This is a genomic window from Brevundimonas sp. (genome assembly GCF_016742135.1).
GTDB lineage: Bacteria > Pseudomonadota > Alphaproteobacteria > Caulobacterales > Caulobacteraceae > Brevundimonas.
Genome location: NZ_JACVCG010000001.1, coordinates 619,441 through 646,056, shown reverse-complemented (window position 1 = coordinate 646,056; position 26,616 = coordinate 619,441). Strand labels below are relative to the sequence as shown.

At 67.6% G+C, this 26,616-nt stretch carries 29 protein-coding genes; 10 read left to right on the top strand and 19 right to left on the bottom strand.

Going from position 1 to position 26,616, the window contains the following annotated elements; all coding sequences use genetic code 11:
* The first annotated feature begins 58 nt into the window (after window positions 1-58).
* Window positions 59-358, top strand: coding sequence for a hypothetical protein (locus IBJ06_RS03175; protein ID WP_292157155.1), 300 nt, complete (start codon window positions 59-61; stop codon window positions 356-358).
* A gap of 24 nt (window positions 359-382) precedes the next feature.
* Here IBJ06_RS03175 and gltX read toward each other — a convergent pair whose 3' ends face one another.
* The 5 genes from gltX to IBJ06_RS03150 form a co-directional block, all read right to left on the bottom strand.
* The gene (gene gltX / locus IBJ06_RS03170; protein WP_292157154.1) at window positions 383-1,732 is read right to left on the bottom strand and encodes a glutamate--tRNA ligase; all 1,350 of its coding nucleotides are present in this window, start codon (window positions 1,730-1,732) and stop codon (window positions 383-385) included.
* Window positions 1,733-1,802: 70 nt separating this feature from the next.
* Window positions 1,803-2,198, bottom strand: a complete 396-nt coding sequence (locus tag IBJ06_RS03165) for a hypothetical protein (RefSeq protein WP_292157152.1) — start codon at window positions 2,196-2,198, stop codon at window positions 1,803-1,805.
* Window positions 2,198-3,034 (bottom strand): alpha/beta hydrolase-fold protein, encoded by an 837-nt coding sequence (locus IBJ06_RS03160; RefSeq protein WP_292157150.1) that lies wholly within the window; start codon window positions 3,032-3,034, stop codon window positions 2,198-2,200. The genes IBJ06_RS03165 and IBJ06_RS03160 overlap by 1 nt, the downstream gene beginning before the upstream one ends.
* 13 nt (window positions 3,035-3,047) lie before the next feature.
* The gene (gene dksA, locus IBJ06_RS03155) at window positions 3,048-3,482 is read right to left on the bottom strand and encodes an RNA polymerase-binding protein DksA (protein WP_292157147.1); all 435 of its coding nucleotides are present in this window, start codon (window positions 3,480-3,482) and stop codon (window positions 3,048-3,050) included.
* Between the two features lie 152 nt (window positions 3,483-3,634).
* Window positions 3,635-4,066: a flagellar assembly protein FliX gene (locus IBJ06_RS03150; protein ID WP_292157145.1), complete on the bottom strand. Its 432-nt coding sequence runs from the start codon at window positions 4,064-4,066 to the stop codon at window positions 3,635-3,637.
* 179 nt (window positions 4,067-4,245) lie between these two features.
* On the opposite strand from IBJ06_RS03150, the gene IBJ06_RS03145 reads away from it, so the two are divergent.
* From IBJ06_RS03145 to IBJ06_RS03130, 4 genes are all read left to right on the top strand, one after another.
* Complete coding sequence (locus tag IBJ06_RS03145; protein WP_292157143.1) at window positions 4,246-5,364, top strand: flagellar basal body P-ring protein FlgI; 1,119 nt, start codon at window positions 4,246-4,248, stop codon at window positions 5,362-5,364.
* A gap of 4 nt (window positions 5,365-5,368) precedes the next feature.
* Window positions 5,369-5,665: a rod-binding protein gene (locus IBJ06_RS03140; RefSeq protein ID WP_292157141.1), complete on the top strand. Its 297-nt coding sequence runs from the start codon at window positions 5,369-5,371 to the stop codon at window positions 5,663-5,665.
* Complete coding sequence (locus tag IBJ06_RS03135; RefSeq protein ID WP_292157139.1) at window positions 5,665-6,111, top strand: flagellar basal-body protein FlbY; 447 nt, start codon at window positions 5,665-5,667, stop codon at window positions 6,109-6,111. The genes IBJ06_RS03140 and IBJ06_RS03135 overlap by 1 nt, the downstream gene beginning before the upstream one ends.
* A gap of 267 nt (window positions 6,112-6,378) precedes the next feature.
* The gene (locus IBJ06_RS03130; protein ID WP_292157137.1) at window positions 6,379-7,971 is read left to right on the top strand and encodes an EAL domain-containing protein; all 1,593 of its coding nucleotides are present in this window, start codon (window positions 6,379-6,381) and stop codon (window positions 7,969-7,971) included.
* 3 nt (window positions 7,972-7,974) lie between these two features.
* On the opposite strand, the gene IBJ06_RS03125 is transcribed toward IBJ06_RS03130, so the two are convergent.
* From IBJ06_RS03125 to IBJ06_RS03115, 3 genes are all read right to left on the bottom strand, one after another.
* Complete coding sequence (locus IBJ06_RS03125) at window positions 7,975-9,543, bottom strand: ABC-F family ATP-binding cassette domain-containing protein (protein WP_365811859.1); 1,569 nt, start codon at window positions 9,541-9,543, stop codon at window positions 7,975-7,977.
* A 180-nt stretch (window positions 9,544-9,723) separates the two neighbouring features.
* Entirely contained in the window at window positions 9,724-10,008 is a 285-nt protein-coding gene (locus tag IBJ06_RS03120; RefSeq protein WP_292157134.1) for a helix-turn-helix transcriptional regulator, read from the bottom strand.
* Between the two features lie 23 nt (window positions 10,009-10,031).
* Entirely contained in the window at window positions 10,032-10,310 is a 279-nt protein-coding gene (locus IBJ06_RS03115; protein ID WP_292157132.1) for a hypothetical protein, read from the bottom strand.
* A gap of 231 nt (window positions 10,311-10,541) precedes the next feature.
* On the opposite strand from IBJ06_RS03115, the gene uvrA reads away from it, so the two are divergent.
* A complete protein-coding gene (uvrA, locus tag IBJ06_RS03110; protein ID WP_292157130.1) occupies window positions 10,542-13,481 on the top strand; it encodes an excinuclease ABC subunit UvrA in 2,940 nt (979 codons plus the stop codon).
* A 36-nt stretch (window positions 13,482-13,517) separates the two neighbouring features.
* On the opposite strand, the gene IBJ06_RS03105 is transcribed toward uvrA, so the two are convergent.
* Genes IBJ06_RS03105 through IBJ06_RS03095 form a run of 3 tightly spaced genes read right to left on the bottom strand, consistent with a single transcriptional unit; the run spans window position 13,518 to window position 16,191 of the window.
* On the bottom strand, window positions 13,518-14,420 hold the full coding sequence (locus tag IBJ06_RS03105; protein ID WP_292157128.1) for a hypothetical protein: 903 nt from the start codon (window positions 14,418-14,420) through the stop codon (window positions 13,518-13,520).
* A 33-nt stretch (window positions 14,421-14,453) separates the two neighbouring features.
* Window positions 14,454-15,398, bottom strand: a complete 945-nt coding sequence (locus IBJ06_RS03100; RefSeq protein ID WP_292157125.1) for a hypothetical protein — start codon at window positions 15,396-15,398, stop codon at window positions 14,454-14,456.
* A 1-nt stretch (window position 15,399) separates the two neighbouring features.
* Window positions 15,400-16,191: a hypothetical protein gene (locus IBJ06_RS03095; RefSeq protein ID WP_292157123.1), complete on the bottom strand. Its 792-nt coding sequence runs from the start codon at window positions 16,189-16,191 to the stop codon at window positions 15,400-15,402.
* A 95-nt stretch (window positions 16,192-16,286) separates the two neighbouring features.
* Here IBJ06_RS03095 and trmFO point away from each other — a divergent pair, with 95 nt between their 5' ends.
* The 4 genes from trmFO (at window position 16,287) to IBJ06_RS03075 (ending at window position 19,696) form a co-directional block, all read left to right on the top strand.
* Window positions 16,287-17,672 carry a methylenetetrahydrofolate--tRNA-(uracil(54)-C(5))-methyltransferase (FADH(2)-oxidizing) TrmFO gene (trmFO, locus tag IBJ06_RS03090; RefSeq protein ID WP_292157119.1) on the top strand — a complete coding sequence of 462 codons (1,386 nt, stop codon included), beginning with the start codon at window positions 16,287-16,289 and terminating at the stop codon, window positions 17,670-17,672.
* On the top strand, window positions 17,669-17,878 hold the full coding sequence (locus IBJ06_RS03085) for a hypothetical protein (RefSeq protein WP_292157117.1): 210 nt from the start codon (window positions 17,669-17,671) through the stop codon (window positions 17,876-17,878). The genes trmFO and IBJ06_RS03085 overlap by 4 nt, the downstream gene beginning before the upstream one ends.
* 2 nt (window positions 17,879-17,880) lie before the next feature.
* A complete protein-coding gene (locus tag IBJ06_RS03080) occupies window positions 17,881-18,771 on the top strand; it encodes an oxygenase MpaB family protein (RefSeq protein ID WP_292157115.1) in 891 nt (296 codons plus the stop codon).
* Between the two features lie 73 nt (window positions 18,772-18,844).
* On the top strand, window positions 18,845-19,696 hold the full coding sequence (locus IBJ06_RS03075) for a hypothetical protein (protein WP_292157113.1): 852 nt from the start codon (window positions 18,845-18,847) through the stop codon (window positions 19,694-19,696).
* Window positions 19,697-19,724: 28 nt separating this feature from the next.
* Here the strand turns inward: IBJ06_RS03075 and IBJ06_RS03070 are convergent, their stop codons facing one another.
* From IBJ06_RS03070 to IBJ06_RS03035, 8 genes are all read right to left on the bottom strand, one after another.
* A complete protein-coding gene (locus IBJ06_RS03070; protein ID WP_292157111.1) occupies window positions 19,725-20,426 on the bottom strand; it encodes a VIT family protein in 702 nt (233 codons plus the stop codon).
* A 43-nt stretch (window positions 20,427-20,469) separates the two neighbouring features.
* Window positions 20,470-21,105, bottom strand: a complete 636-nt coding sequence (locus IBJ06_RS03065) for a squalene/phytoene synthase family protein (protein ID WP_292157109.1) — start codon at window positions 21,103-21,105, stop codon at window positions 20,470-20,472.
* A gap of 4 nt (window positions 21,106-21,109) precedes the next feature.
* Window positions 21,110-21,730 carry a hypothetical protein gene (locus tag IBJ06_RS03060; protein WP_292157107.1) on the bottom strand — a complete coding sequence of 207 codons (621 nt, stop codon included), beginning with the start codon at window positions 21,728-21,730 and terminating at the stop codon, window positions 21,110-21,112.
* 33 nt (window positions 21,731-21,763) lie between these two features.
* Window positions 21,764-22,753 carry a protein translocase subunit SecF gene (gene secF, locus IBJ06_RS03055; RefSeq protein ID WP_292157105.1) on the bottom strand — a complete coding sequence of 330 codons (990 nt, stop codon included), beginning with the start codon at window positions 22,751-22,753 and terminating at the stop codon, window positions 21,764-21,766.
* Window positions 22,753-24,345, bottom strand: coding sequence for a protein translocase subunit SecD (secD, locus tag IBJ06_RS03050; protein WP_292157102.1), 1,593 nt, complete (start codon window positions 24,343-24,345; stop codon window positions 22,753-22,755). The genes secF and secD overlap by 1 nt, the downstream gene beginning before the upstream one ends.
* A gap of 27 nt (window positions 24,346-24,372) precedes the next feature.
* On the bottom strand, window positions 24,373-24,732 hold the full coding sequence (gene yajC, locus IBJ06_RS03045; RefSeq protein WP_292157100.1) for a preprotein translocase subunit YajC: 360 nt from the start codon (window positions 24,730-24,732) through the stop codon (window positions 24,373-24,375).
* Between the two features lie 108 nt (window positions 24,733-24,840).
* Window positions 24,841-25,848, bottom strand: a complete 1,008-nt coding sequence (locus IBJ06_RS03040; RefSeq protein WP_292157097.1) for a peptidoglycan DD-metalloendopeptidase family protein — start codon at window positions 25,846-25,848, stop codon at window positions 24,841-24,843.
* 122 nt (window positions 25,849-25,970) lie between these two features.
* Window positions 25,971-26,615 carry a protein-L-isoaspartate(D-aspartate) O-methyltransferase gene (locus IBJ06_RS03035; protein ID WP_292157093.1) on the bottom strand — a complete coding sequence of 215 codons (645 nt, stop codon included), beginning with the start codon at window positions 26,613-26,615 and terminating at the stop codon, window positions 25,971-25,973.
* Window position 26,616 lies beyond the last annotated feature (1 nt).

Here is a 26,616-nt window from a genome sequence, read left to right as displayed (position 1 = left end):
CAACGGACATTGCGCCGTCACGGGCTCCCCTGCCCGGTCCAAGATGGAGTTTCTCCCCATGCGCACGCTTCTGATCGCGGCCATTCTGGCTGTCGCTACCCCGACCCTGGCCACTCCGGTCCAGACCCCCGCCACCTCGGCGACGCTGGCCGACGCCGCCTCGGCTCCCTCGGGCCGGGTCATCGTCGACGGTGCCACCTGGCGCTGTGAAGGCACGAACTGCACCGCCACCGGCGGCGCCAACCAGCCGGCGACGCGCGCCTGCCGCCGCGTCGTCGCCCGTCTGGGCCAGGTTACCGCCTTTACCTGGAAGGGCACGGCCCTGACGGCCGAAGAACTGACCGCCTGCAACGCCTGACCGGTCTGAACTCTGGCGGGACGGTCAGGCCGTCTCGCCAGACAGCCGCTTCAGGATCCGCTCCCGCCCGATCAGCGGTATCAGCGCGGCCATGTCCGGTCCGTGCTCCTGCCCGGTCAGGGCCTGACGCAGCGGCATGAACAGGGCCTTGCCCTTGGCTCCCGTGCGCCCCTTGATCGCGCCCGTCCACGCCGACCAGCTGTCGCCGTCGATCGTTTCCGGCAGGGTCTCTGCCGCCACCCTGGCGAACTCCGCATCCGCGATCACCGGCGTGACCGGACCCTTGACGATCCGCGCCAGCGCCTCGACGTCGCCGAACCGCTCCAGATTGGGCCGCACCGTGGTCCAGAAATCCTCGCCAAGGTCACAGCCGGCCGCCGCCAGCCGACCCTGCGCCTGATCATAGCTCATGGCATGCAGCGCCTGGGCGTTCAGCCGGTCCAGATCCGCCGTGTCATAGCGGGCCGGTGACCGCCCCATCTTGTCGAAGCTGAACCCCGCACCCAGCGCGGCCATCGACGGTGCGATCTCCAGCGCATCGGAGGTACCGATCTTGCCGAGGTGGCTGGTGATGGCGATCGGCTCATAGCCCTGATCCCGCATCTCCGAGATCGACAGCGAACCCAGCCGTTTCGACAGCGCCTGCCCGTCCGCTCCGACCAGCAGCGGCATATGGGCAAAGCCCGGCAGGCGGCCCGTCCAGCCAAGGGCGATCAGCGCCTCGAAGATCTCGATCTGCGCGCCGGTATTGGTCACATGGTCCTCGCCGCGGATCACATGGGTGATGCCCATGTCCAGATCGTCGACCACCGACGGCAGGGTATAGAGGAACAGCCCGTCCTCGCGGATCAGCACCGGATCGGACATCGAGGCCGTGTCCACTTCGGCCGAACCGCGCGCCAGATCGACCCAGTGGACCCGCTTGCCGTCCAGCTTGAAGCGCCAGTGCGGACGGCGGCCCTCTGCTTCATACGCCTCGCGCTGAGCCTCGCTCAGCTGCAGCGCCGCCCGGTCATAGATGGGCGGCTGGCCGCGCGACAGCTGCACCTTGCGGCGGCGATCCAGTTCCTCGGCCGTCTCATAGCAGGGGTAAAGCCGCCCCGCCGCTTTCAGCCGCTCGGCGGCCGCGCGGTAGCGGTCAAAGCGCTGCGACTGGTTGTGGCGCTCGTCCCAGACCAGACCCAGCCAGATCAGGTCCTGCTCGATGCCGCGCTCGTACTCCGCCGTCGAGCGTGCCAGATCGGTGTCGTCGATGCGCAGCACAAACTGCCCGCCCTGCCCTTTCGCGAACAGCCAGTTGACCAGGGCCGTGCGGACATTGCCGACGTGCAGCTTACCCGTCGGCGACGGGGCGAAACGGACTTTGACAGGCATGGAGCGGTAAACCTTGAACGTGAGGCGCGTAGGTCGCGCTCCGCCCCGGCGAAGTCAAGGCAGGGATGCGTCAGGAAAGCTCAGCTTCGGCCACAGCACACCCGGCGCTGACCGCCGCCGCTATCGCGTCGAGGCCTTCGATCCGGTCTGCGGACTTGATCGGCACCTCATGTCGACTGATACGCTCTGGCGTGTCCTCCAGTCGGCCCTGCTGGATGCAGGCTGTGCCGTCAAGGCAGGAGAAGGTCAGGATCAGGCCTCCGTCCCAGTCGGCATGCGAAACCTCCCAGGCTACCTGCTCGAACGGCATCCGCCACAGGCCCCAGGCGGCATTCCGGCCGAAGCTGTGCGTAATGAAATCGCAGTCGATGGCCAAGTGGTGATAGTCGTTGACCCACCGGGAATACGGCGGCTCCGGGTCACCGGTAGGCCCGGCAAGGGCGAGGATCGTGATCAGGCCCAGCATCAGGGGTCGGTCCTTTCGAACAGCCACAACATCCCGGCGCGGTAGGCGTCCGGTGCATTGGCGGCGTGGGTGCCCCCGGCAATCGGGATCAGACGCACCTGCCAGGGACGCTGATCCGCATCCCGGCCCGACCAGGTCTCGGCCCAGAAGGCCGCCTCCGTGCGGAGATCGGCCCTGTCCCGCTCGCCACTCGTGACGGCGACCTTGAGGTCATTCCGCCCCGCCCGCGCGGCACTGCCAGTGATCGAGGCCATGCCGGGCGTCAGCGACGGGTTGCTGGCGATCCGGCCCTGGAAGACATCGGGATGGGCCACGGCTGAATACAGCACCAGATTGCCGCCCCGCGACTGGCCGAACAGGACGCGCCGGTCGGGATCGACATTGAACCGCCCCTCGATCATCGGCAGCAGCTCATCGGTCAGGAAGGTGTGGAACGCTTCGGCGCCGGCATGCTCGGCGGGAAGGCCCTCGTCCGGAGACTGGAAGTCGAGGCCCCGGCGGTTCACCGAGGGATCAAAGCCGCCATAGGCAATGCCGACCAACACAGCCTCGGGCAGGCCCTCGTCATAGGTCAGGAACAGGTGGTTGGCCGCAAGAATAGGGAACAGGCTGTCCCCATCCAGCAGATAGACGACCGGATAGGCAGGTCCCTCGGCGTCATAGTCGGGCGGCAGGCGGACATAGATGTCAAAGCCCCGCCCGAGGGTCGCGGACTCCAGCCGGAAGGCATCGCCGCGCAAGGCCGCTGGAAAAGGCACCTCGGCCTGTTGTGCATGGACGGGCGTCGCGCTGGCGAGCAGCAGAAGACCGAACAGGATGCTGACAAGGCCCCGCATCCGGTCACCGCCCTCAGTCGTCGCGGTGGACGCGCTCGCGGCGTTCGTGGCGTTCCTGGGCCTCGACCGACAGGGTCGCGGTCGGCCGGGCTTCCAGCCGTCCGAGGCTGATCGGCTCGCCGGTCTCCTCGCAATAGCCGTAGGAGCCGTCCTCGATCCGGCGCAGCGCCTCATCGATCTTGGCGATCAGCTTGCGCTGACGGTCCCGGGTCCGCAGTTCCAGTGCGCGATCCGATTCCGACGAGGCCCGGTCCACCAGATCGGGGTGGTTCTCGGTCTCGGCCTTCAGATTGACGACCGTGCCCTTGGATTCCCGAAGAATATCTTCCTTCCAGGCGTTCAGCTTGGCCTTGAAATAGGCCAGCTGCCGCTCGTTCATGAAGGGTTCGTCGTCGGACGGGCGATAGGGCTCCGTCACTTCATTCACAACAGACGCTAATGCGTTCATCGCACTCACGCTCACTCTTCACGCCCCCCTGTGGCGCATGCAGGCCTATAGGCAAGGCCGCGAGTCGTCTCAAGCCGAATCCCCAATCCCGCCAGCTTTGCCGGGTCACTATGCCGTGAGGCGTGACAATTCGTCCTCACCCTTGAAAGGGCTCAGCTTCGGGCGGCGGCGGCCTTGGCCAGTTCCACCGCGACGCGCAGGTCCACCTGGTCCAGCACGGCATTCAGACCGGGGTCCTCCGAGTCGGGCCGATCCTCGGCCCCGGTCCGGGACAGGGCCCCGAGGGCATCCGCATCCGCCTGGCCGGCCAGATGCGCCAGCTTCAGGGCTTCCAGACGGTCCAGCTGACGGTGGCCACGCCGGATCGCCCGGCGGCGGCGTTCCACCGCCCCCTCGACCCCTTCCACCCCCTGAAGCGCCATCAGCGAGGCGACGCCGGTCGGGCCGGACAAGCCCGCGACCCCGGATTTGGCCCCTGCGGCGGAAGCGCTGGCCGCGCCGCCCAGGCTGAAGCCGCCCGCAGCCTGACCCGGGCGGGTGGGACGGGCGGCAGGACCACTCGACTGCGGACCTTGGATCTTCATGTGCGGGCACTCCGGACCATGAGCGAAGTCTGGACCCGCCAGGTGAGGGTTTGGTTAACGGCCCGGCAAAAATTGCTGCCTGGAGACCCGCAAGCCGAGACCAACCCCTTGTTTTTCCTGATCTACGATTACGGCACGGAATTGGCATGACGCAGGTCGTAACTGTCAGGACCCCTTTCATGACGTCAGTTCTTGCCCGCCTCGCCTCCTGCTTCGCCGCTGGCGCCCTGGCGCTGGTCGCCTTGCCTGAGGCCGCCCAGGCCCAGTCGCGCATCAAGGACATCGTCTCGATCGAGGGCGTCCGCTCCAACCAGCTGGTCGGCTACGGCCTGGTCGTCGGGCTGAACGGCACCGGCGACAACCTGCGCAACTGCCCCCTGACCCGCCAGTCGCTGGAGGGCATGATGGAGCGTCAGGGCGTCAATATCCGCGGCGCCAACGCCAACACCAAGAATATCGCCGCCGTCATGGTGACCGCCGAGCTGCCGCCCTTCGCCACGCCCGGCGCGCGTATCGACGTGTCGGTGTCGACCCTGTGCGATGCCAAGAGCCTGCTGGGGGGTACGGTGCTGGTCACGGCCCTGCAGGGCGCGGACGGCGAGGTCTATGCCGTGGCCCAGGGCTCGATCCAGACCGGGTCGCTGTCGGCCTCGGGTGCCTCGGGCTCGTCCATCACGCGCGGCGTGCCGACCGCAGGCCGCATCGCCGGTGGGGCCGTGGTCGAGCGCGAGACCGGCTTCGACCTGGGCCGCCAGGCCGAGGTCCGCCTGACCCTGCGCAACCCGGACTTCACCACTGCCCAGCGCGTGGCCTTCGCCATCAATGAGACCTACCCCGGCACCGCCTATGCCGAGAACGGCACCGTCGTGACCGTGCGCGCGCCCCAGGGCTGGGGCATGGCCGGCTATCTCAGCCGCATCGAGAACCTGCCGGTCACGGTCGACGCCCCCGCCCGGGTGATCATCGACGAGGTCAATGGCGTGATCGTCATGGGCGAGGCTGTACGCGTCTCCACCGTCGCCATCGCCCAGGGCAATCTGACCGTCACCGTTCAGGAAGACCCCTTCGTCAGCCAGCCCGCCCCCTTCAGCCGGGGCGAAACCGTGGTCGTGCCCTCGTCCACCGTCCGCGTGGAAGAAGATCAGGGCACCCAGATGCGGATCATCGGGGGCGGAGCCTCCCTGTCCAGCCTGGTGGCCGGGCTCAACGCCCTCGGCGTCACGCCGCGGGACATGATCAGCATCCTGCAGGCCATCAAGGCCGCCGGGGCCCTGCAAGCCGACATCGAGGTGATGTAACGCCATGTCCGATCCGCTGACCCTCTCGCCCGACCTGCTCCGTCCGGTCCAGACCCCGACCCTGCGCCAGGACCGCATGCGCGAAACCGCTATCGACTTCGAGGCCTCCTTCCTGGCCCAGATGCTGCGCCCCATGTTCCAGGGCCTGTCGACCGAGGCCCCGTTCGGTGGCGGCCAGGCCGAAGAGACCTGGCGGTCGTTCCTGATCGACGAAATGGCCAAGCAGACCGCCCGCTCGGGCGGGATCGGCCTGGCCGACCACGTCATGTCCGAGATGCTCAAGATGCAGGAGGCTTCGTGATGCACGACACCGCTTTTACCGTCACCGCCTCGGCCCGCGTCCGCCAGCTGATCGACCTGACCCAGTCGCTGACCCGTCGCCTGTCCGACGAGCTGGCCGCCTTCGAGGCCCAGCGCCCGCAGGATGTGGCCGCGGGCCTCGCCGAGACCCAGGAGCTGGCCAATCGCTATCGCCGCGAGTCGGCCCAGATCAAGGCCGACCCCTCGGGACTTGCCCGCGCGCCGGCGGCGGATCGCATGGCCCTGGTCAAGGCGACCGAGGCGTTCGAGGCCATCCTCGGCCGTCACGCCCGTGCCGTCGAGGCTGCCCGCATCATCTCCGAAGGCCTGGTGCGCACCCTGGCCGCCGAGATCCGCGAGCAACGCGGCGTGCCCAATGCCTATGGCGCCACCGGCCAGGCCACCCCCACCGACGGCAGCGCCGTCGCCTTCAGCCGCTCCGCCTGAATCCAGACGGGTGAAAAAGACCGTCTGAAGAGTCTGAACCGTCTGAATTGCCTCCTGCTGCAACAGATGTCCGGGGCAGCCGCGCAGATTACACCGGCGTGGAGGCAGGGCGGGCAAATCGCACCGGGCTTGTACGAAAGCCTTGAATGTTCAGGAATTATCGGTGGCGATGCCGCGACCCACTGCCATCTGACCCGCATCGCGGCAACCCGGCGTTAACCGGACTTGCCACCGGTTTCTTCAAGACTGTCGGGCTAGATGGGCGGAATGGCGCTCAACAGTCGTCTTCTGGGTCTGGCCTTCGCTTCGGCGGACACCCTCGTCGAGATCGACGGCGAGGGGCGGATCGTGCTGGCCATGGGGGCGGCCCCCGCGACGGGGCATTCTCCGGAGACGACCTGGACCGGCCGCGCCCTGACCGATCTGTTCGAGGCCCGCAGCGCTGACCGGTTGAAGGCGGCCCTCGCCGGCCTGGCACCCGGGGCTCGAAGCGATCCGCTCGACCTTCTGTACAGCCTCGGTCCCGGGGCCTGTCGACGGGTTCGGGTGCGCCTCTTCAGCCTGCCCGAGCTTGCCCCTCACTGCTCCTGTGCCCTCACCTGGCTGGGTCGGGGCTTTGAGCTGGAGACGCCCGAGGCCAGGCCCCTGCTCACCCGGGATGACCTCATGCGTCAGGCGGGCCATGCACTCTCCGCCCGGAGGTCCGACCCGCTCACGCTCGCCTTTGTGGATGTGACCGGTCTGGAACAGGTCCAGGGGGAGCAACTCGACCGTCTGACCACCCGCCTGCACGGGGCCCTGCAGGCCGCCTCGGTCGACGGGGCCTCGGCCTCGCATCTGAGCGGCAACGCCTATGCCCTGCTGCGGGAGGATCCGGACGCATCGGCCGTCCAGGACGCTATTCACAATGTCGCGGCGCTGGAGGGCGTCGATGTCAGCGCCGACATTCGCCAGGTCGAGCTGACCCCCGGCGTGGACCGCCAGGCGACCCTGCGCGCCATGCGGCACGCGCTGGAGGTCTGTATCTCGAACGGGGCGCTCGACGATCCCGATGTCACCTTCAGAAAGACCCTGACCCGCACCCTGGAGCAGATGGACAGCTTCCGCGCCATGGTAAAGGCGCGCGATTTTGCCCTGCACTATCAGCCGATCGTCGAGCTGGAGTCCGGGGCGGTGCATCATTTCGAGGCGCTGGCACGCATTCCCGGCTGTGACGGCCCCGAGAGCACCATCCGTCTGGCCGAGACCCTGGCCCTGATCGAGAGCTTCGATCTCGTGGTGGCGGAAAAGGCCATCCAGCAGATGCTTCAGCCCGGCTATGGGCTGACGCGGGTGGCGGTCAATGTCTCGGCCGGGTCGCTGGCCACCGACACCTATGGCGAGGCCTTGATGCGGCTGACGGCCAACCATGGTGACATTCGCAAACGCCTGAAGCTGGAGGTCACCGAGACCGCCACCATCCTCGACCTGCCCGGCACCCAGGGGCGTCTGGCCCGGCTGCGGCAGGCGGGTTTCAAGGTGTATCTGGATGATTTCGGGGTCGGGGCGTCGTCCTTCGACCATCTGAACCATCTGACGGTCGATGGCGTAAAGATTGACGGCGCCTTCGTCATGCGGGCCTGCGAGGACGAAAAATCCCGCACCCTGATCCGTCATCTGGTCGAGATGTGCGCGGGGCTGGAGCTCCGGACCGTGGCCGAGCGCGTCGAGACGGGCGAGGTCGCCGAACTGATGCTGAGGCTGGGCGTGCAACTGGGCCAGGGCTGGTTCTTCGGCAAGCCTGAACCACAGCCCCGGCTGGACCGTCCCGCGCTCGCGGTCCCGGGCCGCCGCCGGGGCGCGGTGGAGTCGTGGGGCTGACGCTCAGCCCGGCCTGACCTCACGCTCAATCCTGATCGCCGCCAGAAAATCCCGGTCGTGGCTGACGACCACCAGCGCGCCATCCCACGCCGCCAGCGCCGCCTCCACGGCTTCAACGGCGTCGAGATCCAGATGGTTGGTGGGCTCATCCAGGACCAGCAACTGCGGCGGGCGGGTTCCGGTCATGACGCAGGCCAGCGCGGCGCGCAGGCGCTCGCCGCCAGACAGGGTGTCGACGCGCTTGTGGGCTTCCGCATTGCGGAACAGAAAGCGGGCCAGCGCCGCCTGGGCGTCGTTCCGCGTGCCGTCGGGGTTCAGCCTCTGCCAGGCCTCGATCAGGGTTTCGTCGTCGCGCAGCACACCGGCGTGCTGGTCCAGCAGGGCCAGCGGCACCGAGCATTCCACCGTGCCGGACGACGGCGCGGCTCGCCCTGCGATCAAGTCCAGTACAGTGGTCTTGCCTGAACCGTTCGGCCCGGTAATCGCCACCCGCTCCGGTCCGGTCAGATGCAGGGTAACGGGCCCGATCCGCACCCCATTGGCCGGCTCGATGACGGCCTTGTCCATCATCAGCACCCGTTTCCCGGCCGCCAGTCCGGTCGCCGGCAGGGGCAGGGTCATGCGCCGCACCCGCTCAACCCGCTCCCGCGCCGCGATCAGCGTCTGTTCGACCTCTGCCGCCTGACGGGCCGCCAGCCGGGCGTCATGGCCGGCGGAGTTCTCGGCCGTCTCCGCCCGGAAATCCCGCAGCATCTTCGGCATATCACCCTTCATGCCCTTCTTTCGTCCTGCCCGATCCCGCCGGGCCTTGCTCTCAGCCCGGCGCTGGGCCTCTGCGGCGGTGCGGGCGACCGCGCTCTCGGCCACGGCCAGGTCGCGTTCGGCGGCGGCGCGCTCGACGGCCTTCCGCTCCGCATAGAGGTCATAGTTGCCGCCATGGATCGTGATCCCCAGCGGCGACAGTTCGACGATCCGGTCCATCTGGCGCAGCAGGGCCCGGTCGTGACTGACCACCACCGCCCCGCCCGGCCAGGAGGACAGGCGCTCCGCCACCAGAGCGCGGCCCCCGGCATCCAGGTGGTTGGTCGGCTCGTCCAGCAGGATCAGCTCGGCCCCGGCCAGCTCCAGCGCCGCCAGTTCCAGCCGCGTCCGCTCGCCACCGCTAAGCGTCGCGGCCTCGCGGTTCATCGAAAGCCCGATGAGGCCGACAGCGGCCAGCGCCTCGGCCAGCCGGGTTTCCAAGGTCCAGTCCGCCTCAGCCAGATCATCCGCCGAGCCTTCACCCGCCACGATGCGCGCCAGCCGCGCCTGCGCCGCCTCGACACCCAGCACGGCAGCAACAGTCTGGCCCGGCACGGCTCCGGCGTCCTGCCGCAGACGGGCGATGGAGCCGGTGCGTGCGATGTGGCCCTCGGCCGGGCTGCGGTCGCCCGCGATCAGGTCAAGCAGGGTCGTCTTGCCGGTGCCGTTGCGACCGACGACGCCGGTACGCTCGCGCCCCAGCGACAGGGTCAGATTGTCGAAGAGGGTGCGGCCGTCAGGCGTGCGGGCGGCGACGCCGCTGAGCGTCACGAACGCGGATGGGGACGGGCTTCGGGCGAGGCTGGAGCGAGACATAGGCGACCACGACGGCGACGAGGGAAAGGGCGAAACCGATTTCCACAGCGCTGATCATGATCGTCTGGCCTCCAAAACTACTCACGCGATGAGAGGAGAATGGGGTCAAACGCCCGGCGGCGCAAGTCGCATTCCCTAAAGCGGCAACACCAGGTCCCGGTCGTCGAAGTGGGCATGCAGGGTCAACCGCCCGCCCCGTGCCTCAACCAGCTTGCGCAGCACCGCCAGTTTCGGATCACGCGCGGCCTCCATCTTGGAGACATTTGACTGGGTGACGCCGAGCAATTCCGCCATCTCGACCTGCGACAGGCCCAGCGCCAGCCGGAACGCCTTGAACGCCTGCACCCTCTCGCCGATTTGGGTGACAAGCGCCTCGACCTGACGTTCGTCCTCTTCGCTGAGGTCAGGGTTCCACGGCACGGACTGACGCTCGGGTGCGGGCTCTAGCCGAGGCCTGCGACCACGATCCTGTGGCCCGGCAAGATATCGAGTGCCAAGGTCTTCCATCCCGTCGACAGGTGAACCGGAAGCGGCAGGCTGACGGGGCTGGCCAGTTGGGTCCAGTCCGGCACCCCTTCCCACTCCGACCTTATCAACCCCAGCCCCTCGGGTCCGGACCTTGCCAGCACCCTTAGCAGGGCCAGCAGTTCGAGCTTTTGGCTGTTGGGCCATGCGTCACAGGCCTCCAGAAATGCAACGTCCAGTTCGACTGACCAACTCACCAAAGACCCTCACACAAGAGGTTCATCGATTGTGTCTCCACCGGGCTCACCTGAGGGTGAGGGCCGTGGTCAGAGTGGACGTGTCCACAATATTCCATTTCAGAATAATGTCAATCTTCACACGCCCAGCTTAAGTGTTCCCTAAATGTTCTTGCTGAAATGCGCAAATCAATGCCCATATAGCGGCGGCACGCCGGACCCGTCCGGCCCTCTTTGCGTTCCCGGACAGGCATGATCGAGAAACACGACTTCATCCGTGTGCGCGGCGCACGCGAGCACAATCTCAAGGGCGTCGATGTCGACATTCCGCGGGGCCAGCTGGTGGTCATGACGGGGCTGTCGGGCTCGGGCAAATCCTCGCTGGCGTTCGACACCATCTATGCCGAGGGCCAGCGTCGCTATGTCGAGAGCCTGTCGGCCTATGCGCGTCAGTTCCTGGAGCTGATGGGCAAGCCCGACGTCGACCTGATCGAGGGCCTGTCGCCGGCCATTTCCATCGAACAGAAGACCACATCGAAGAACCCGCGCTCGACCGTCGGCACGGTCACCGAGATCCACGACTATATGCGCCTGCTGTGGGCCCGCGTCGGGGTGCCTTATTCGCCCGCCACGGGCCTGCCCATTGAAAGTCAGACCGTCAGCCAGATGGTCGACAGGCTGACGTCCCTGCCCGAGGGCGAGCGCATCCTGCTGCTGGCGCCCGTGGTGCGCGACCGCAAGGGCGAGTACCGCAAGGAAATCGCCGAGTGGCAGCGGCTGGGCTACCAGCGGCTCAAGATCGACGGGGAATTCTATCCCATTGAGGACGCGCCGGTCCTCGACAAGAAGTTCAAACACGACATCGACATCGTGGTCGACCGGCTGATCACCAAGGACGGGCTGGAGGGCCGCTATGCCGACAGCCTTCAGACCGCATTGAAGCTGACCGACGGCATCGCCGTCGCCGAATGGGCCAGCGTCGCCGAGGGCGAGACCGAGCCCCGCCGCATCATCTTTTCCGAACGGTTCGCCTGTCCGGTGTCGGGCTTCACCATCAGCGAGATCGAACCGCGCCTGTTCTCGTTCAACAGCCCGACCGGCGCCTGTCCGTCGTGCGACGGTCTGGGCGTCAAGCTGGCCTTCGATGCGGGACTGGTGGTGCCGGATACCGACAAGACCCTGCACAAGGGCGCGGTCGCCCCCTGGTCGCGCGGCCCCTCGCCCCTCTACACCCAGACGCTGCAGGCGCTGGCCCGCCACTATGGCTTCTCGATGGACAAGCCGTGGCGCGACCTGCCGCAGCAGGCGCGCGACGTCATCCTCGGCGGCACGGGCAAGGAGAAGATCAAATTCGTCTATGACGACAACGCCCGCAAATATGAGGTCTCGAAACCTTTCGAGGGCGTGCTGCCGAACCTTGAGCGGCGCTGGCGCGAGACCGACAGCGCCTGGGTGCGCGAGGAGCTGGGCCGCTATCAGTCCGAAACCCCGTGCGAGTCCTGCGGCGGCAAGCGGCTGAAGCCCGAAGCCCTGTCGGTCAAGATCAGTGGCGAGGACATCGCCGATGTCAGCGCCCTATCGATTTCAAAGGCTTATCTCTGGTTCTCAACCCTCGAAGAGACCCTGACCAAGAAACAGGCTGAAATCGCACGACGGATCCTCAAGGAGATCACCGACCGGCTGCGGTTCCTGAACAATGTCGGCCTCGACTATCTGAACCTGTCGCGGAATTCCGGCACCCTCTCGGGTGGCGAGAGCCAGCGCATCCGCCTGGCGTCACAGATCGGCTCGGGCCTGACCGGCGTCCTCTATGTGCTGGACGAACCCTCCATCGGCCTGCACCAGCGCGACAACACCCGCCTGCTCGACAGCCTGCGCGGCCTGCGCGACCTCGGCAATTCGGTGCTGGTGGTCGAGCACGACGAGGAGGCCATCCTGACCGCCGACCATGTCATCGACATGGGGCCCGCCGCCGGTGTCCATGGCGGCCGGATCTGCGCCCAGGGCACGCCGGCCGAGGTCATGGCCAATCCTCAATCATTGACGGGCAAATATCTGACCGGCGAGCGCGAGATCGAACTGCCCGCCGATGGCCGTCGCCCGGTTGATCGCAAACGGATGCTCCGCATCACCGGCGCCACCGGCAACAACCTCAAGGCCGTGACGGGCGAAATCCCCGTCGGCCTGTTCACCTGCATCACCGGCGTGTCCGGCGGGGGCAAGTCGACCTTCACCATCGAGACGCTGTACAAGGCCGCCGCGCGCCGCCTGCACAATGCCTCGGACGCCCCGGCCCCGCACGACCGGATCGAGGGACTGGAGCATTTCGACAAGGTCATCGACATTGACCAGTCACCCATCGGCCGCACCCCACGCTCGAACCCGGCCACCTACACCGGTGCCTTCGGTCCGATCCGCGACTGGTACGCCGGCCTGCCCGAGGCCAAGGCGCGCGGCTATGGACCCGGACGCTTCAGCTTCAACGTCAAGGGCGGCCGCTGCGAGGCCTGTCAGGGCGACGGCGTCATCAAGATCGAGATGCACTTCCTGCCCGACGTCTATGTCACCTGCGACGTCTGCAAGGGCAAGCGATACAACCGCGAGACGCTGGAAATCGTCTTCAAGGGCAAGAGCATATCCGACGTTCTGGACATGACGGTTGAAGAGGCCGCGATCTTCTTCAAGGCCGTGCCGCCGATCCGGGACCGCATGCTGACGCTGGAGCGCGTGGGCCTGGGCTACGTCAAGGTCGGCCAGCCCGCCACCACCCTGTCGGGCGGTGAGGCCCAGCGGGTCAAGCTCAGCAAGGAGCTGTCCAAGCGCGCCACGGGCAAGACCCTCTACATCCTCGACGAACCGACCACCGGCCTGCATTTCGAGGATACGAGGAAGCTCTTGGAGGTGCTGCAGGAACTGGTCGAGGCCGGCAACACCATCATCGTCATCGAGCACAACCTGGACGTCATCAAGGTGGCCGACTGGCTGCTCGACTTCGGTCCCGAAGGCGGCGACGGCGGCGGCGAGATCGTCGCGGTCGGCACGCCGGAACAGGTCGCCGGCAACGCCGCCAGCTGGACAGGGCGCTACCTCAAGCCGGTCCTCGACCGCCACGAGGCCCGCCGCAAGGCGCGCGTGAAGGCCCTGACAACCGAGCCTGCTCCGGCCAAACGAAAAGCCCGGGCGAAAGCCTGACGCCCGGGCTTCATCGATAGTCGGTCAGTCAGGCGATCAGGCCAGCTCGGGCGTGCCCGTGCCCCTCAGATCGCGATAGGCGGCGGCGAAGGGGGCGTACATGACCGCGGCCAGCAGGGCCGAGGAAATCGCCTGCAGCAGAATGGCGACCCCCACCATCGGACCGATGGCTTGCAGGATGCCCATGGCGTTCATGCCCTCCAGCGACTGCCAGTCGACCGCAGCCCCCATGCCCATGGTCAGGGGGAAGAAGACGATCGTGGTCAGGATGCTGACGACCAGGGTCATGACAAAGGCGATGACCGCCATGCCGATCAGCCCCCACAGATGTCCGGCGGTGACCTTGAAGGAGTCGAAGAAGGCGAACTTCTTCTCACCCACGGTGATCGGAATCGCCAGCGAAAGCCGCACGGCCAGCCAGATCATCGCCGCAGCCGCCGCAAGGAAGACCACCACCATGATCAGCGGCCCGCCGGGCACGTCGGCGGTGCCCAGGAAGCCGGCAATGGCCCCGGCCACGCCGAACAGCACCATGGCCGCCAGACCCATGACGATCGACAGAACTACGGAGACCACCGCCACGCGGACCTCATCCATGCCAAGCCGCAGATAGCCGAAGGCCGAAGCCCCGGGCTCCAGCACCGAGCGTGCCACGGCGGCGTTCAGGACCGCGCCCATCAGTATGCCGAGCGGAATGACGATCGGAAACACCGACAGATAGGCCATCATGAAGGGCTGCAGATCCTCGGGCGTCGCCCCGGGGCCCATATTCTCGAGGTCGGCCGCAGCCGCCATCAGGCCTGCGATCGGACCGGCCGCAAGAAGAAAGATCAGGGCGAAGCTGAGCAGATAGAAGGCCGCCCACCACAGCAGCACTATCGGCTTGCGCCGGACCACGCGAAACCCTTCAAAGGCCGCGTCAGTTGCAGAAAACGTCATCACCACACCCTCCCGATTGATGAGGCCCCGAGCCTAGAGGGACTCGTCGGGATTGTCAGCCGGGGTTTCCGGGGCGCTGTCCGCCTCCGCCGACAGTTCGCGGACCACATGGGCGAACGGGGCATTGCCCAACAGCTGGAAGAAGCCCTGCACCCAAGCCAGCGGCACCAGCAGCACAGCCCCCGCAATGCCCCAGACCAGCGGCTGCTCGAACATGTTCATCACCCAGGCCTCGGGATCATCCATGGCCGGCATGTCCCATCCGCCCAGGATCGCGCCGATGATCAGCAGCAGGATCACAGCCACCACCATGATCAGCAGGGTCATGACGATGGTCACGATCAGCAGCATGATCAGAAGGCCGACCAGCTTCCACGACTGCCGCCGCCCCAGCTTCCAGCCCTGCTCGAACGCCAGACTGTGGTGCCAGACGCAGGCCGGCAGGATCAGATAGGCCCGCCCCGACGCCAGCAGCACCAAAAGGAAGGCCGCGATCCCCAGCACCACAAGGCCCAGCGCGCGCGGCAATTCCGGCAGCTGCCAGATCAGTGCCCCGATTCCGAAACACAGCAGGCCCAGCACGATCAGGGCGAGGATGGCGACGACCACGATCACCAGACTGGCGATCAGCACGCGGAACTCGTCCGCGCCCACCCGCATGAAAAACGCCCGGTCGCTGCGACGCCGGGCGAACGTGGCCCGCGTGACCGCCACAATCACGACGATGGACGCCAGCCATTCCAGCAGGTTGACCAGCATCGACCAGCCCTGGAACTGGAAGAAGACCGCCGTGCCGGCACCCGATTCGAAGTCGGGGTCCTGGGTGAACACATCGCCGCCGAACATGTAGAACAGCAGGGCGAGCCCGCCCACGCTGGGCAGCAGCCCCACCAGACCCCAGACAATGGTGGCCAGCGGTCGGCGTCCGGCCTGACGGAACGGCTCGGCCAGCGCCTCCATGATGTCGAATGTCTTCATCTCACCCTCCCCCGAGGTGGCCCGACGAGTCCGGGCTCCAGTACTCCAGCTGGCCATAGGCCGCCGCCAGCGCCCCCGCCGACAGGGGCATCCATAGCCCGACAAGCGTCACCATGGCCAGTTCCATCAACCCGCGGGATGCCGCCCACCCCAATAGGGCGAGCGGCGGTATGGCCAGACCGAGGAACAGCAGCATCAGCACCCAGAAACTGCCCTGGGCGATTCCCATGGTGTTCAGCGACACCGCATGGCCCCGCCCGACGGTCGCCTGCACGAACAGCGACAGCCGCACCATCAGCAACAGCGGCACGGCCAGAACGATCAGCGCGACCAGCCCCAGCACCACCAGCTGCCAGACCGGCCCGACATGGGCCCAGTCGCGCGCCTGTACGGCCTCAAGGTTCAGGCCCGACATGCCGGCGATGGCCAGGCTGACCAGCGCCAGCACCACGGCGATCATCGCCAGAAAGATCAGGTTCAGCCCGGCGGCCAGCACCACCCGCAGCAGGACCGGCCCCATGGCCACGCCGCCCGGCGGCGGATCGCGGTCCAGCGCCACGGCGGTCAGCCCCGTCCAGACCGCCAGGGTCAGCACGGCGGCTATTGCGGTGAACAGAAGCTGCGCGGGCTCTGACCCCCTCGTCCAGCCGCCAAGAGGGATCATCAGGGCCAGCAGCACCAGCCCGGCCCAGCCCCCCGCCCACAGGCGCGGCAGGCCCTTGACCGCGCTCGCCATGGCACGGCCCGGCCGCAGCCGACGCACATGCTCCATCGATGCCGTATTCGCAGACATTCCGCCTCCCCCCGTGGCCCGCATCCTAACGCCTTGCCCCCATCTGCGACCAGACGGTTGCTGACGAAGTCGTCCGGCGTGTCTAGAAAGCCGCGATGACCTCCTCCCCCTCCCCCATTCATGTGATCGGCGGCGGCCTGGCCGGCTCGGAAGCCGCCTGGCAGATCGCCCGCGCCGGCGTGCCCGTCATCCTGCACGAGATGCGCCGCGACGGCGTCCGCACCGACGCCCACCAGACCGACGGCCTGGCCGAACTGGTCTGCTCCAACTCCTTCCGGTCGGATGACTGGGAATACAATGCCGTGGGCCTGTTGCACGCCGAAATGCGGGCGCTGGATTCGATTATCATGAGCTGCGGCGACGCCCATCAGGTGCCCGCCGGCGGCGCCCTCGCCGTCGACCGCGAGGGCTTTTCCGAAGCCGTCACCGCACAGCTGATGGCCCACCCGCTGATCACCGTGGTGCGCGAGGAAATCGCCGGCATCCCGCCGGAGGATTGGGACAATGTCATCGTCGCGACCGGGCCGCTGACCTCGGCGGCGCTGGCCGACGCCATCCTGAAGACCACGGGCGAGGAGTCGCTCAGCTTCTTCGACGCCATCGCCCCCATCATCCACGCCGACTCAATCGACTTTGACATCGCCTGGCGCCAGTCGCGCTACGACAAGGCCGGGCCCGGCGGCGACGCAGCCGCCTACGTCAACTGCCCGATGGACAAGGCACAGTATGACGCCTTCATCGATGCCCTGCTGGCCGGCCCCAAGACCGAGTTCAAGGAGTGGGAGAACGTCCCCTATTTCGACGGGTGCCTGCCCATTGAGGTCATGGCCGAGCGGGGGCGCGAGACCCTGCGCCACGGCCCTATGAAGCCCGTCGGCCTGACCAATCCGCGCAATCCGACGGTCAAGGCCCACGCCATCGTCCAGCTGCGTCAGGACAATGCGCTCGGCACCCTGTTCAACATGGTCGGCTTCCAGACCAAGCTGAAATACGGCGCCCAGACCGACATCTTCCGCATGATCCCGGGGCTGGAAAGTGCCCAGTTTGCGCGGCTGGGCGGCCTGCACCGCAACACCTTCCTTAACAGCCCGAAACTGCTGGACCGCCAGCTGCGGCTGAAGGCCCTGCCGCGCCTGCGCTTCGCCGGTCAGGTCACGGGCGTGGAGGGCTATGTCGAAAGCGCGGCGCTGGGCCTGCTGTCCGGCCGCCTCGCGGCAGCGCAAGCCCTTGGCCGCGATCTGACGCCTCCGCCGCCCGAGACCGCCATCGGCGCCCTGGTCGAACACATCACCGGCGGCCATCTGGAAGGCTCGAAATTCCAGCCGATGAACATCAACTACGGCCTGCTGCCCCCGCTCGAAGCCCCACGCGTCGACGAGGACGGCAAGAAGATCCCGCCCAAGGATCGCGGTCGCGCGAAGAAACGCCTGATGAGCCTCCGGGCCATCGAGGCCCTCAAGGCCTGGCGGGACGCGGCATGACCGGCACCGACAGCGAACTGGAGCGCCTGATCGAGCGCCGCGTCACCCTGATCCACCGCCTCGACCTGATCGCGAAGGGGGCGCAGATCACCTATGACGACGGCACCCCGGTCGACATGGCCTCCGAACAGGCGCGACTGGAATCCGAGATCACCCGCCTCGACCGCAAGATCCTCGCGCTCCAGCCGCCCGCCGGGCGGGCCTGACTGTGCTGCTCGACCCCGTCCGCGCCGCCATCCGCAAACGCATCAGCGATGTGTTCAACGATGCGGAGAAGGGCGAGCGGCCGGTGATGCGGCGGGGCGATGCCCTTTTCCCGCCCGCCTCAGTCGCCTGGCAAGTCAATGGCGATGTGGTGACCATGATGATCGGCGGGGTGTCGGGCCTGCTGCTGCAGATGCTGCACCCGGCGGTGCTGGCCGGGGTCTGGGACCATTCCGACTTTCGCGCCGACATGCACGGGCGCCTGCGTCGCACCGCCAAATTCATCGCCGTGACCACCTATGACCACGCCGAGGCCGGTCAGGCCGCCATCGACAAGGTCAACCGCATCCACGCGAAGCTGGGCGGCACCCTGCCCGACGGCACGGCCTATCGGGTGTCCGACCCCGCCCTTCTGGCCTGGGTCCATGTGACCGAGACGATCAGCTTCCTCGACGCGTGGGTCCGCTATGCCCGGCCCGACATGCCGCTGGCCGAACAGGACGCCTATTTCGACGAGATGGCCCGCGTCGGTCAGGCGCTGGGGGCCGACCCCCTGCCCCGCACCCGGGCCGGGGCCGAGGCCCTCATCCAGTCGTATCGCCCCCAACTGCGTGCCGATGCCCGCACCCGCGAGGTCGCCGGTCTGGTGATGCGCCAGCGCATCGGCTCGCCCGCCGTCGATGCGGCAGCCGGGGTCATCATGCAGGCCGGCTTTGATCTCCTGCCCGCCTGGGCCCAGACGATGCACGGCCGCCGTCCGCCCCTGCCGCGTCCTCTGGTGCGCACCGGTGCCCTGACCACCGCCCGCTTCATCCGCTGGGCCTTTGACCAGTCGCCGAACCGCCGGGTCTGGCCGCGCGAGGCGACGGAGTTTCCCCGGACTTCCGGTTCCTGACGGACCGTGGAAGGCGCTTTCCAGACGCCCGATCGCTTTCTAGGGTGAGCGGCTATTGGTTCGGAGGTGTCCCATGCTTGGTGTTCTGGCTGCGCTTGCCCTGTCCGTTCCCGCAACTGACCCGCAGGACGGCCCCTGGCGACAGCTGATCGACTTCACCCCGACGGCAGAGCGGCCCGACGGCACCTCCCTCTTCCTGCTGGAGGCCGACATGCTGCCGCAGGGTAGCCCCGCCCGGCGGGAGGCGCGGACCGTCCGCTATGTCTGGGTCGATCATGGCACCGTCGTCGGCGATCAGGTCGTCACGCAGGTCACCGGCACCACCGACTGCGGCGGCAGCATCCGCATGCAGACCGTGCAGGTGTTTGACGCCTCGGGCCGCCTTCTGGGCGAGGCTGCGGTGGATGAGATCGTGCACGGCATCCCCCATTCGGCCGAGGGCCTGATCACCGATGCCGTCTGTCGCGGCTCGCCGTATCTGTACGACAAGCCGGTGGTGGCGACCCTGGGCGAGGCCACCGCCGACGCCGCCACCGGTGAGGGCCTGGCCGAACCTGCCGACGCCGTACGGTGGGACGTGGACTATGACGGTCAGGATGACATCATCCGCATCGCCATGCGCCCGCACAGCCACCGGCACGACGTGGAATTCATCCTGGCCAGGGATCTGTCTCGCGCCATCAATGTCGTAACCGCCGAGCAGCCGCCGACGGGACCGCTGCTGGAGCGCCGCATCCGCCCGCTGGAGCGTGACCGCTATCTGACGGCCTGCGACATGGTGGAGGGTAACGACGTCGAGCCCTGCGTTCCGGGATATCCGCTGGTCCAGCGCGGCGTCGAGGTGGTGACCGAGGGCCACCCCACAATCCTCGTCTGGCTGGTGAACGGGGAGCCCCGCGTGGCCCGCCTGCCGATGGCCGAGTGATCAGGCTGTTCGGTCGCCTCTCGCCCGCTCAGACGACCGCGCCGAACAGCCTGCCCACCGCAGCGGTCACGGCCATGGCCAGGGTGCCCCAGAACACCACACGAACCGCCGAACGCGCCAGCGGTGCCCCACCCGCTCCGGCCCCCAGAAGACCAAGCACCGCCAGGCCGATCAGGGCCGCTCCCACTACCCAGGCAAGAAGGGCAGCCATCGGCGCTACGGCAGCCACCAGCAACGGCAGGGCCGCACCCGTCGCGAAGGTCAGGGCTGAGGTCAGCGCCGCCTGTATCGGCCGCGCGGTCGTTATCTCGGAAATTCCGAGTTCATCCCGGGCATGGGCCCCGAGCGCATCCTTGTCCATCAGTTGCAACGCCACCTGGCGCGCCAGTTCGGGATCGACCCCGCGCGCGGCGTAGATGCCGGCCAGCTCCTCGACCTCGGCTTCCCGATCGGTGGCCAGTTCAGCCGTCTCGCGCATGAGATCGGCCTTTTCGGTATCGGACTGCGAACTGACGGAAATATATTCACCGGCCGCCATCGACATCGCGCCTGCGACCAGCCCAGCCACTCCGGCGACCAGCACCGCCCCGCGGGGTGCCCCGGCCGCCGCCACCCCCGCGACCAGGCTGGCGGTCGAGACCAGGCCGTCGTTGGCGCCCAGCACGGCCGCACGCAGCCAGCCGATGCGCGACACCCGATGCCTTTCCGCGTGGATCTTCATGCGTGTCATTGTCCGCTCTCCAGGTTCCCGCGCCAGATGAGACCGGTCCCTACTACACCTTTCCCCTCAGGCTCGCCCAGACCAGCCGCAGACGCTTGACCGGTTCGGGGGCTGCGGGGTCCAGCAGGGTCGCGGGGGCCACGGCGGGAAAGGCCACGGTTGGCAGGGCCTTCAGCGCGGCATTTGCGGCATCGCGGACGGCCCGCGCTGCCTCGGGCCGCCCGGTCTGGGCCAGACCCCGCATGCGACCGGCCTCGACCACCGCCGCCTCATGCCCCGGTCCGGCCAGCACCCGCACCGCCGCCTGCATCGGCCCGACGTAGAAGGCGTCCAGATCGTGGGCCTCGCCATGCACCCGGCCTATATGCGCCTCGATCAGGGCCTCCAGCGGCGCGCGGTCCAGCCCGTGGCGCTCGACCACGCCGGTCAGGGCCTCCAGCACCGGATGGCCGATGCGGGGGGCGCCTGAGAACACCCCGTCCATCTGGTCGGCCCACCAGCGATAGCGCATCTCGGCCAGCAGGGGCTGGGTCACCCGGGTCGGGATGACCATCAGCTCGGCCTCGAACGCATAAAGGGCGATCAGATCGGCGCGCCGCCCCTCGTCCGCCACGAACCGGCTGGACAGCCAGCGATCCGGATCGGCGGCCCGGACCTGGGCGTCCAGATCGACAGGCGGCGCACTCAAGGGATCAGCCGAACAGCGTCTGATACATGGCCATGGAGGTCAGCATCGGGAAGCTCAGCAGCAGGTTGGTGCGGCTGGCCAGCATGGCGACGCGGGCGGCGCGGGCCTTTTTGTCGTCGTCGACGGCGACGATGCCGAGCGCGCGCTTCTGGTTCGGCCAGATGATCCCCCAGACGTTCAGGAACATGATGATGGCCAGCCAGACGCCCATGCCCATCAGCATGAAGCCCTGATCCCCCTCGACCAGACCACCGGCCAGACCGAAGCTCAGGACCTCGGCGGCATAGGCATGGCCCCGGGCGAACATGACCGCCAGCCCCGCCAGCACCGTCACCAGCGCCGCCCAGCGGAACCAGAACAGGGCCTCGGGCGCGATATGCTTGCCGACCGCCGGCTTCAGCTCGGCCGGGATCGACGGCATCACCCGGATCTGGACGAAGTTGAAATAGTACAGCAGGCCGATCCACAGAATGCCCGCGGCCACGTGCACCCAGCGGAACACGGCCTGCCAGAAGATCAGGTCGAAGCCGCCGGCGGCGACCCGCCCGAAGGCAAAGACCATCAGTCCCGCCAGCACCAGGCTGAGGATGACGGTCGCGCGAAAGCTGCTCAGTAACTTGCCCATGGTTCGGCCCTCCCCGGCCTGATGATGATCGCCCTAGGGTCGGCTGGCACCGCCCAGCTTGATCGGCTTGGCCTCCTCGGCGAACTCGCCCCGCTTGACCCCCCAAAGCAGGATGACCGGCGCGGCGACATAGACCGAGGAATAGGTGCCGACGATGATGCCGAACATCAGGGCGATCGAGAAGCCGAACAGCACCTCGCCGCCCAGCGCCGCCAGCACGACCAGAACCATGACCGCCGTGATGCCGGTGACGATGGTCCGGCTGAGCGTCTCGTTGATCGACAGGTCGATCACTTCGCGCAGGGGCATGGTCTTGTACTTGCGCAGGTTCTCGCGGAGACGGTCGAACACGACGACGGTGTCGTTCATCGAATAGCCGATCACCGTCAGGATGGCGGCCACCATGTTCAGGCTGAATTCCAGCTGCATGACGACGATCAGGCCGAAGGTCATGATCACGTCGTGGACCAGGCCGACCACGGCCCCCAGGCCGAACTGGGGCTCGAACCGGAACCAGATGTAGAGAAACATCAGGATCGTCGCCATGCCGAGGGCCATCAGGCCCTTCTGGAACAGTTCGCCGGACACCTTGGAACCGACCACCGACACGCCGGAATAGGTCACCTCGCCGATGGTTTCGGTGATGGCGGTCTCGACCTGCTGAACGATCTCGGTCTGGTCGGCCCCTTCGGGCACCTGGAAGCGCAGCAGCATGGTCGAACCGTCGACGGCATTGCTGTCCAGCCTGGCGATGCCCTGCACCCCCACGTCCTGAAGCCCCAGCGCGCTGACGGCGCTCGAGACCTCATCCTGGTTTATGACCTGTCCGGCGGGCTTGGAGATCTCCATCGAGGCCCCGCCGCTGAAGTCGATGCCCATGTTCAGGCCGGGCACGAAAAAACCGACGAGCGCCGCGACGCACATCAGGATCGAAAGGGTGCCCAGAACGGGCGAATACCGGACGAAACGGAAATTCGTCTTCGACGGCAGCAGTTTGATAAGGGGCCATCCGCGCATGGGCATCACTCCGCCACCGGCAGTTTCTTGGGCTTGGCGACCTTGAGCCACCAGCCCAGGCCGACCTGGGCCACCAGCACCGCCGACAGCATGGAGGTGAACACGCCTATGGTCAGCGTCCAGGCGAAGCCGCGCACCGGACCCGCGCCGAAGAAGAACATGATCAGGGCCGCGACCAGGGTCGTCAGGTTGGCGTCGACGATCGTCCCCATGGCCTTGTGGAAGCCCGCGTCCAGCGAGGCGATCACGCTGCGACCCTGTCGGGCCTCGTCGCGCATCCGCTCATAGATCAGGACGTTGGCGTCGACGGCCACGGCGAAGGTCAGGATCAGGCCGGCGATGCCCGGCAGGGTCAGGGTCGCCTGGGTCATCGACATGGCGGCCATGATGAGCAGGCCGTTGAGCAACAGGCCGACCACCGAAATGCCGCCGAACAGCAGGCCGTAGGCCAGGAACATGAAGAGCACGATGACGACGAAACCCAGGGCGGTCGCCTGCATGCCGCGGTCCACCGCGTCCTTGCCCAGTTCGGCCGTGACGGTCCGGCGTTCCTCGACCTTCAGGGGAGCCGGCAGGGCTCCGCCGTTCAGCAGGCTGACCATTTCGGACGCCGAAGCGATCGAATAATTGCCTTCGATCACGCCCGAACCGCCCAGAATGGCGCTGCGGATCACCGGGGCCGAGATCACCTTGCCGTCGAGGATGATGGCGAACGGACGACCGATGTTGGCGGCGGTCACTTCGCCGAAACGGCGCGCGCCCTCGCTGTCGAAATTGAAGCCGATGGCCGTGCGCCCGTTCTGGTCCTGGGTGACGAAGGCCCGGGTCAGGTTCTCGCCCGACACCAGCACCCGGCGTTTGACCAGTATGGGATTGCCCAGGTCGTCGACCATGAGGATCGCGTCGGGCGGCACCCGGCCCCGCAGGGCCTCCTCCAGGCTGTTTTCGACATCGACCATCTGGAAGGTCAGCTGGGCGGTCTGGCCGATGACGCGTTCAAGCGCTGCGGGATCGCTCTCGCCCGGGGCCTGGATGACGATCCGGTTGCTGCCCTGGCGCATGATCGAGGGCTCGCGGGTGCCCAGATTGTCGATCCGGCGGCGCACCACCTCGATCGACTGGGTCACGGCGTCCGGGCCCATGCGGTTCAGGGCGGCATCGGTAAAGGCGACGCGCAGGCGGTTGTTCGACTGGCGGGTCACCTGACGGTCCGCCACGCCGCCCGCGGCGCCGCGGGTCACGCTGTCCCGGATAGCCGTAAAGGCCGTATTGACCTGGTCTTCCGTCGACAGGGTCACGACCACGCCGGTCGTATCGGGCTGGATCGACACGGGCACGATCTGTGCCTCGCTCAGGATCTGACGGACGTCCTCGACCGTATTGCTGACGCGCTTGGCCTGCATCTCGGTCACGTCGACCTCGAGCAGGAGATAGGAGCCGCCCTGCAGGTCCAGACCCAGGTTCAGGGCATTCTTGGGCAGGAAGCCGGGCAGCGCGTCGCGCTGGGCGGGCGTCAGCAGGTTCGGATAGGCGAACAGCACGCCGAACGCCACGGACAGGGCAAGAAGGATCACCTTCCAGCGCGACAGATGAATCATGGTTCGCTTCCCCGCAGACCGGCCCGATCAGGCCTTGCTGCTCTTGGCCTTGCGTTCGATGGCGGCGGGCGCGGTGCGGTCGCGCACCTCGGTAATCATGGTCTTGACCACGCGCACATTCACGCCCTGGGCGATCTCGGCCATGACCTCATCCGCCTCGACCCGGGTCACCTTGCCGATCACGCCGCTGGACAGGACGATGGTGTCCCCGCGCTTGACCGAGGCGACCAGCTCCTGATGCGCCTTCACCCGCTTCTGCTGCGGACGGATCAGCAGGAAATAGAACAGGACGAAGATGGCGATGAACGGCAGGAAGTTCATCAGCAGGGCGGTCATGCCGCCATCAGCGGTGGCGGCCATCAGCAGGATCGGGTCTTGGGTTGTCATGGTTTCTCCCGGCACGGAGCGTTGTCCGGCCACATGTCTCGAAGGTGGCGCGGAACCTAGGGGGCCGGACGCCCGATTGCAACGGACACCGGTGCCCCGGACGCACTCTTATCGCGGCAGGTGCAACAGGGGGTCCAGCGCCGTGGGTTGATCGCCCTGCATCCGCCAGACCTCAAAGTGGATCGAGGGCCTTCCGTCGCCCGCCGTGTCGCCGACGGTGCCCAGCTGGGCGCCTGCGGCAATGTCGTCGCCTTCGCGCACCGTGGCGCTGCCCAGATGGCCATAGACGGTACGCCAGCCGTCGCGGTGAAGCACCAGCACCGTCAGTCCCTGACCCGGCAGGGTATCGCCGACATAACCCACCCGTCCTGCGGCCGAGGCCCGGACCGGCGCGCCCAGCGGCGCCCCGATATTGATTCCGTTGTTGCGCTCGCCCATCCCCACGGGGCCAAAGCGGCGCAGGATGTCGCCCCGCACCGGCCAGTCCAGCGGGCCGCTGCGCGCCGTCGAGCCGTTGGTAACGGGCGGCATGGGCGCATTGCCCGAGGGCGGCGGCGGGGGCGGCGGCAGGGTCCCGGACGGCACGCGCACGCCGGTCGGCGATGGCCCCGTGGCATAGGGATCGCGTCCGGAATCCACAGCCGAGTCGGGCAGGATCACCTCGCTGCCGACGCTCAGCGCCGCCCGCGGGCCCAGATCATTCATCTCGATCAGCACCTGGATCGGCGTCAGGAACCGACGCCCGATCCCCGACAATGTATCGCCGGGCTGGACGGTATAGCGCGCGCCCGCCACCCGGCTGACCGGCAGGGCCTCAAGCGGGGCGGCCCCCGTCGGGGCAACTTCCGGCGGCGCACTGACGACGGGGGCATCCAGCGCCCCGCCCTCGACCGCGCCAAGCGGGGCTGCGGTGCCGAATTCCACACCGGGCGGGGGCGAGGTCGGTCGCGGCGGCGGCGGGGTCTCGGTGGTGCTGACCACCCGCACCCCCGCCGGGTTCACCGGCACCGGGCGCGTCGAATAGCGTGGCTCGGACGGATAGCTGGCGCAGGCGGCCATGGTCAGCAGGCCCATGGTCACGGCCAGAAGGGTCATCCCCCGTCGAAGGGTCACCATTCGCGTCTCTCCTCTCGATCCCGGGTCGTGCTGTCCGGTGTGCCCCGATGACGGCCATAAGCCAACCCGCCAAACCGCACCAAAGTTGGGCATGAAGGTTAACAGCCCCCCGAATTCCGGCCTCACCCCTCCTTGGCCGTGCCCTCGACCAGCGGCACGAACCGCACCTCGGTCAGGCTCTCGCGGTGGAACGATCCGTCGGGCTGGCCGACATAGCGGTTCAGCATCTGCACCGATGTCCGCCCCACCGGGCACACCAGTATGCCCCCGGGCTTCAGCTGTTTCAGTAGTTCGGTCGGCTCGTGCGGGGCCGCCGCCGTCACCATGATCCGGTCGAACGGGGCCTGCTCGGGCCAGCCCAGACCGCCGTCGCCGTGCCGGGTGATGACATTGTCGATCTGCAGGACTTTCAGCCTGGCCTCCGCCTCGCTCAGCAGGCTGCGATAGCGTTCAACCGAATAGACATAGCGGGCCAGCCGGCTCAGCACCGCGCACTGATAGCCACTGCCGGTGCCGATCTCCAGCACCCGGTGGCGCGGCTGCACGTCCAGCGCCTGGGTCATCAGGCCGACGATATAGGGCTGCGAAATCGTCTGGGCGCAATCGATCGGCAGGGCCTGATCCTCCCAGGCCTGATCAAGGAATTTCTCATGGACGAATACCGCGCGGTCGATCGATTCCATGGCCGCCAGCACGCGCGGGTCCGTCACCCCCTGCTGCCGCAGCCCCAGGATCAGCCGTCCCGCGCGATCGTCGTTCAGTTTCAAA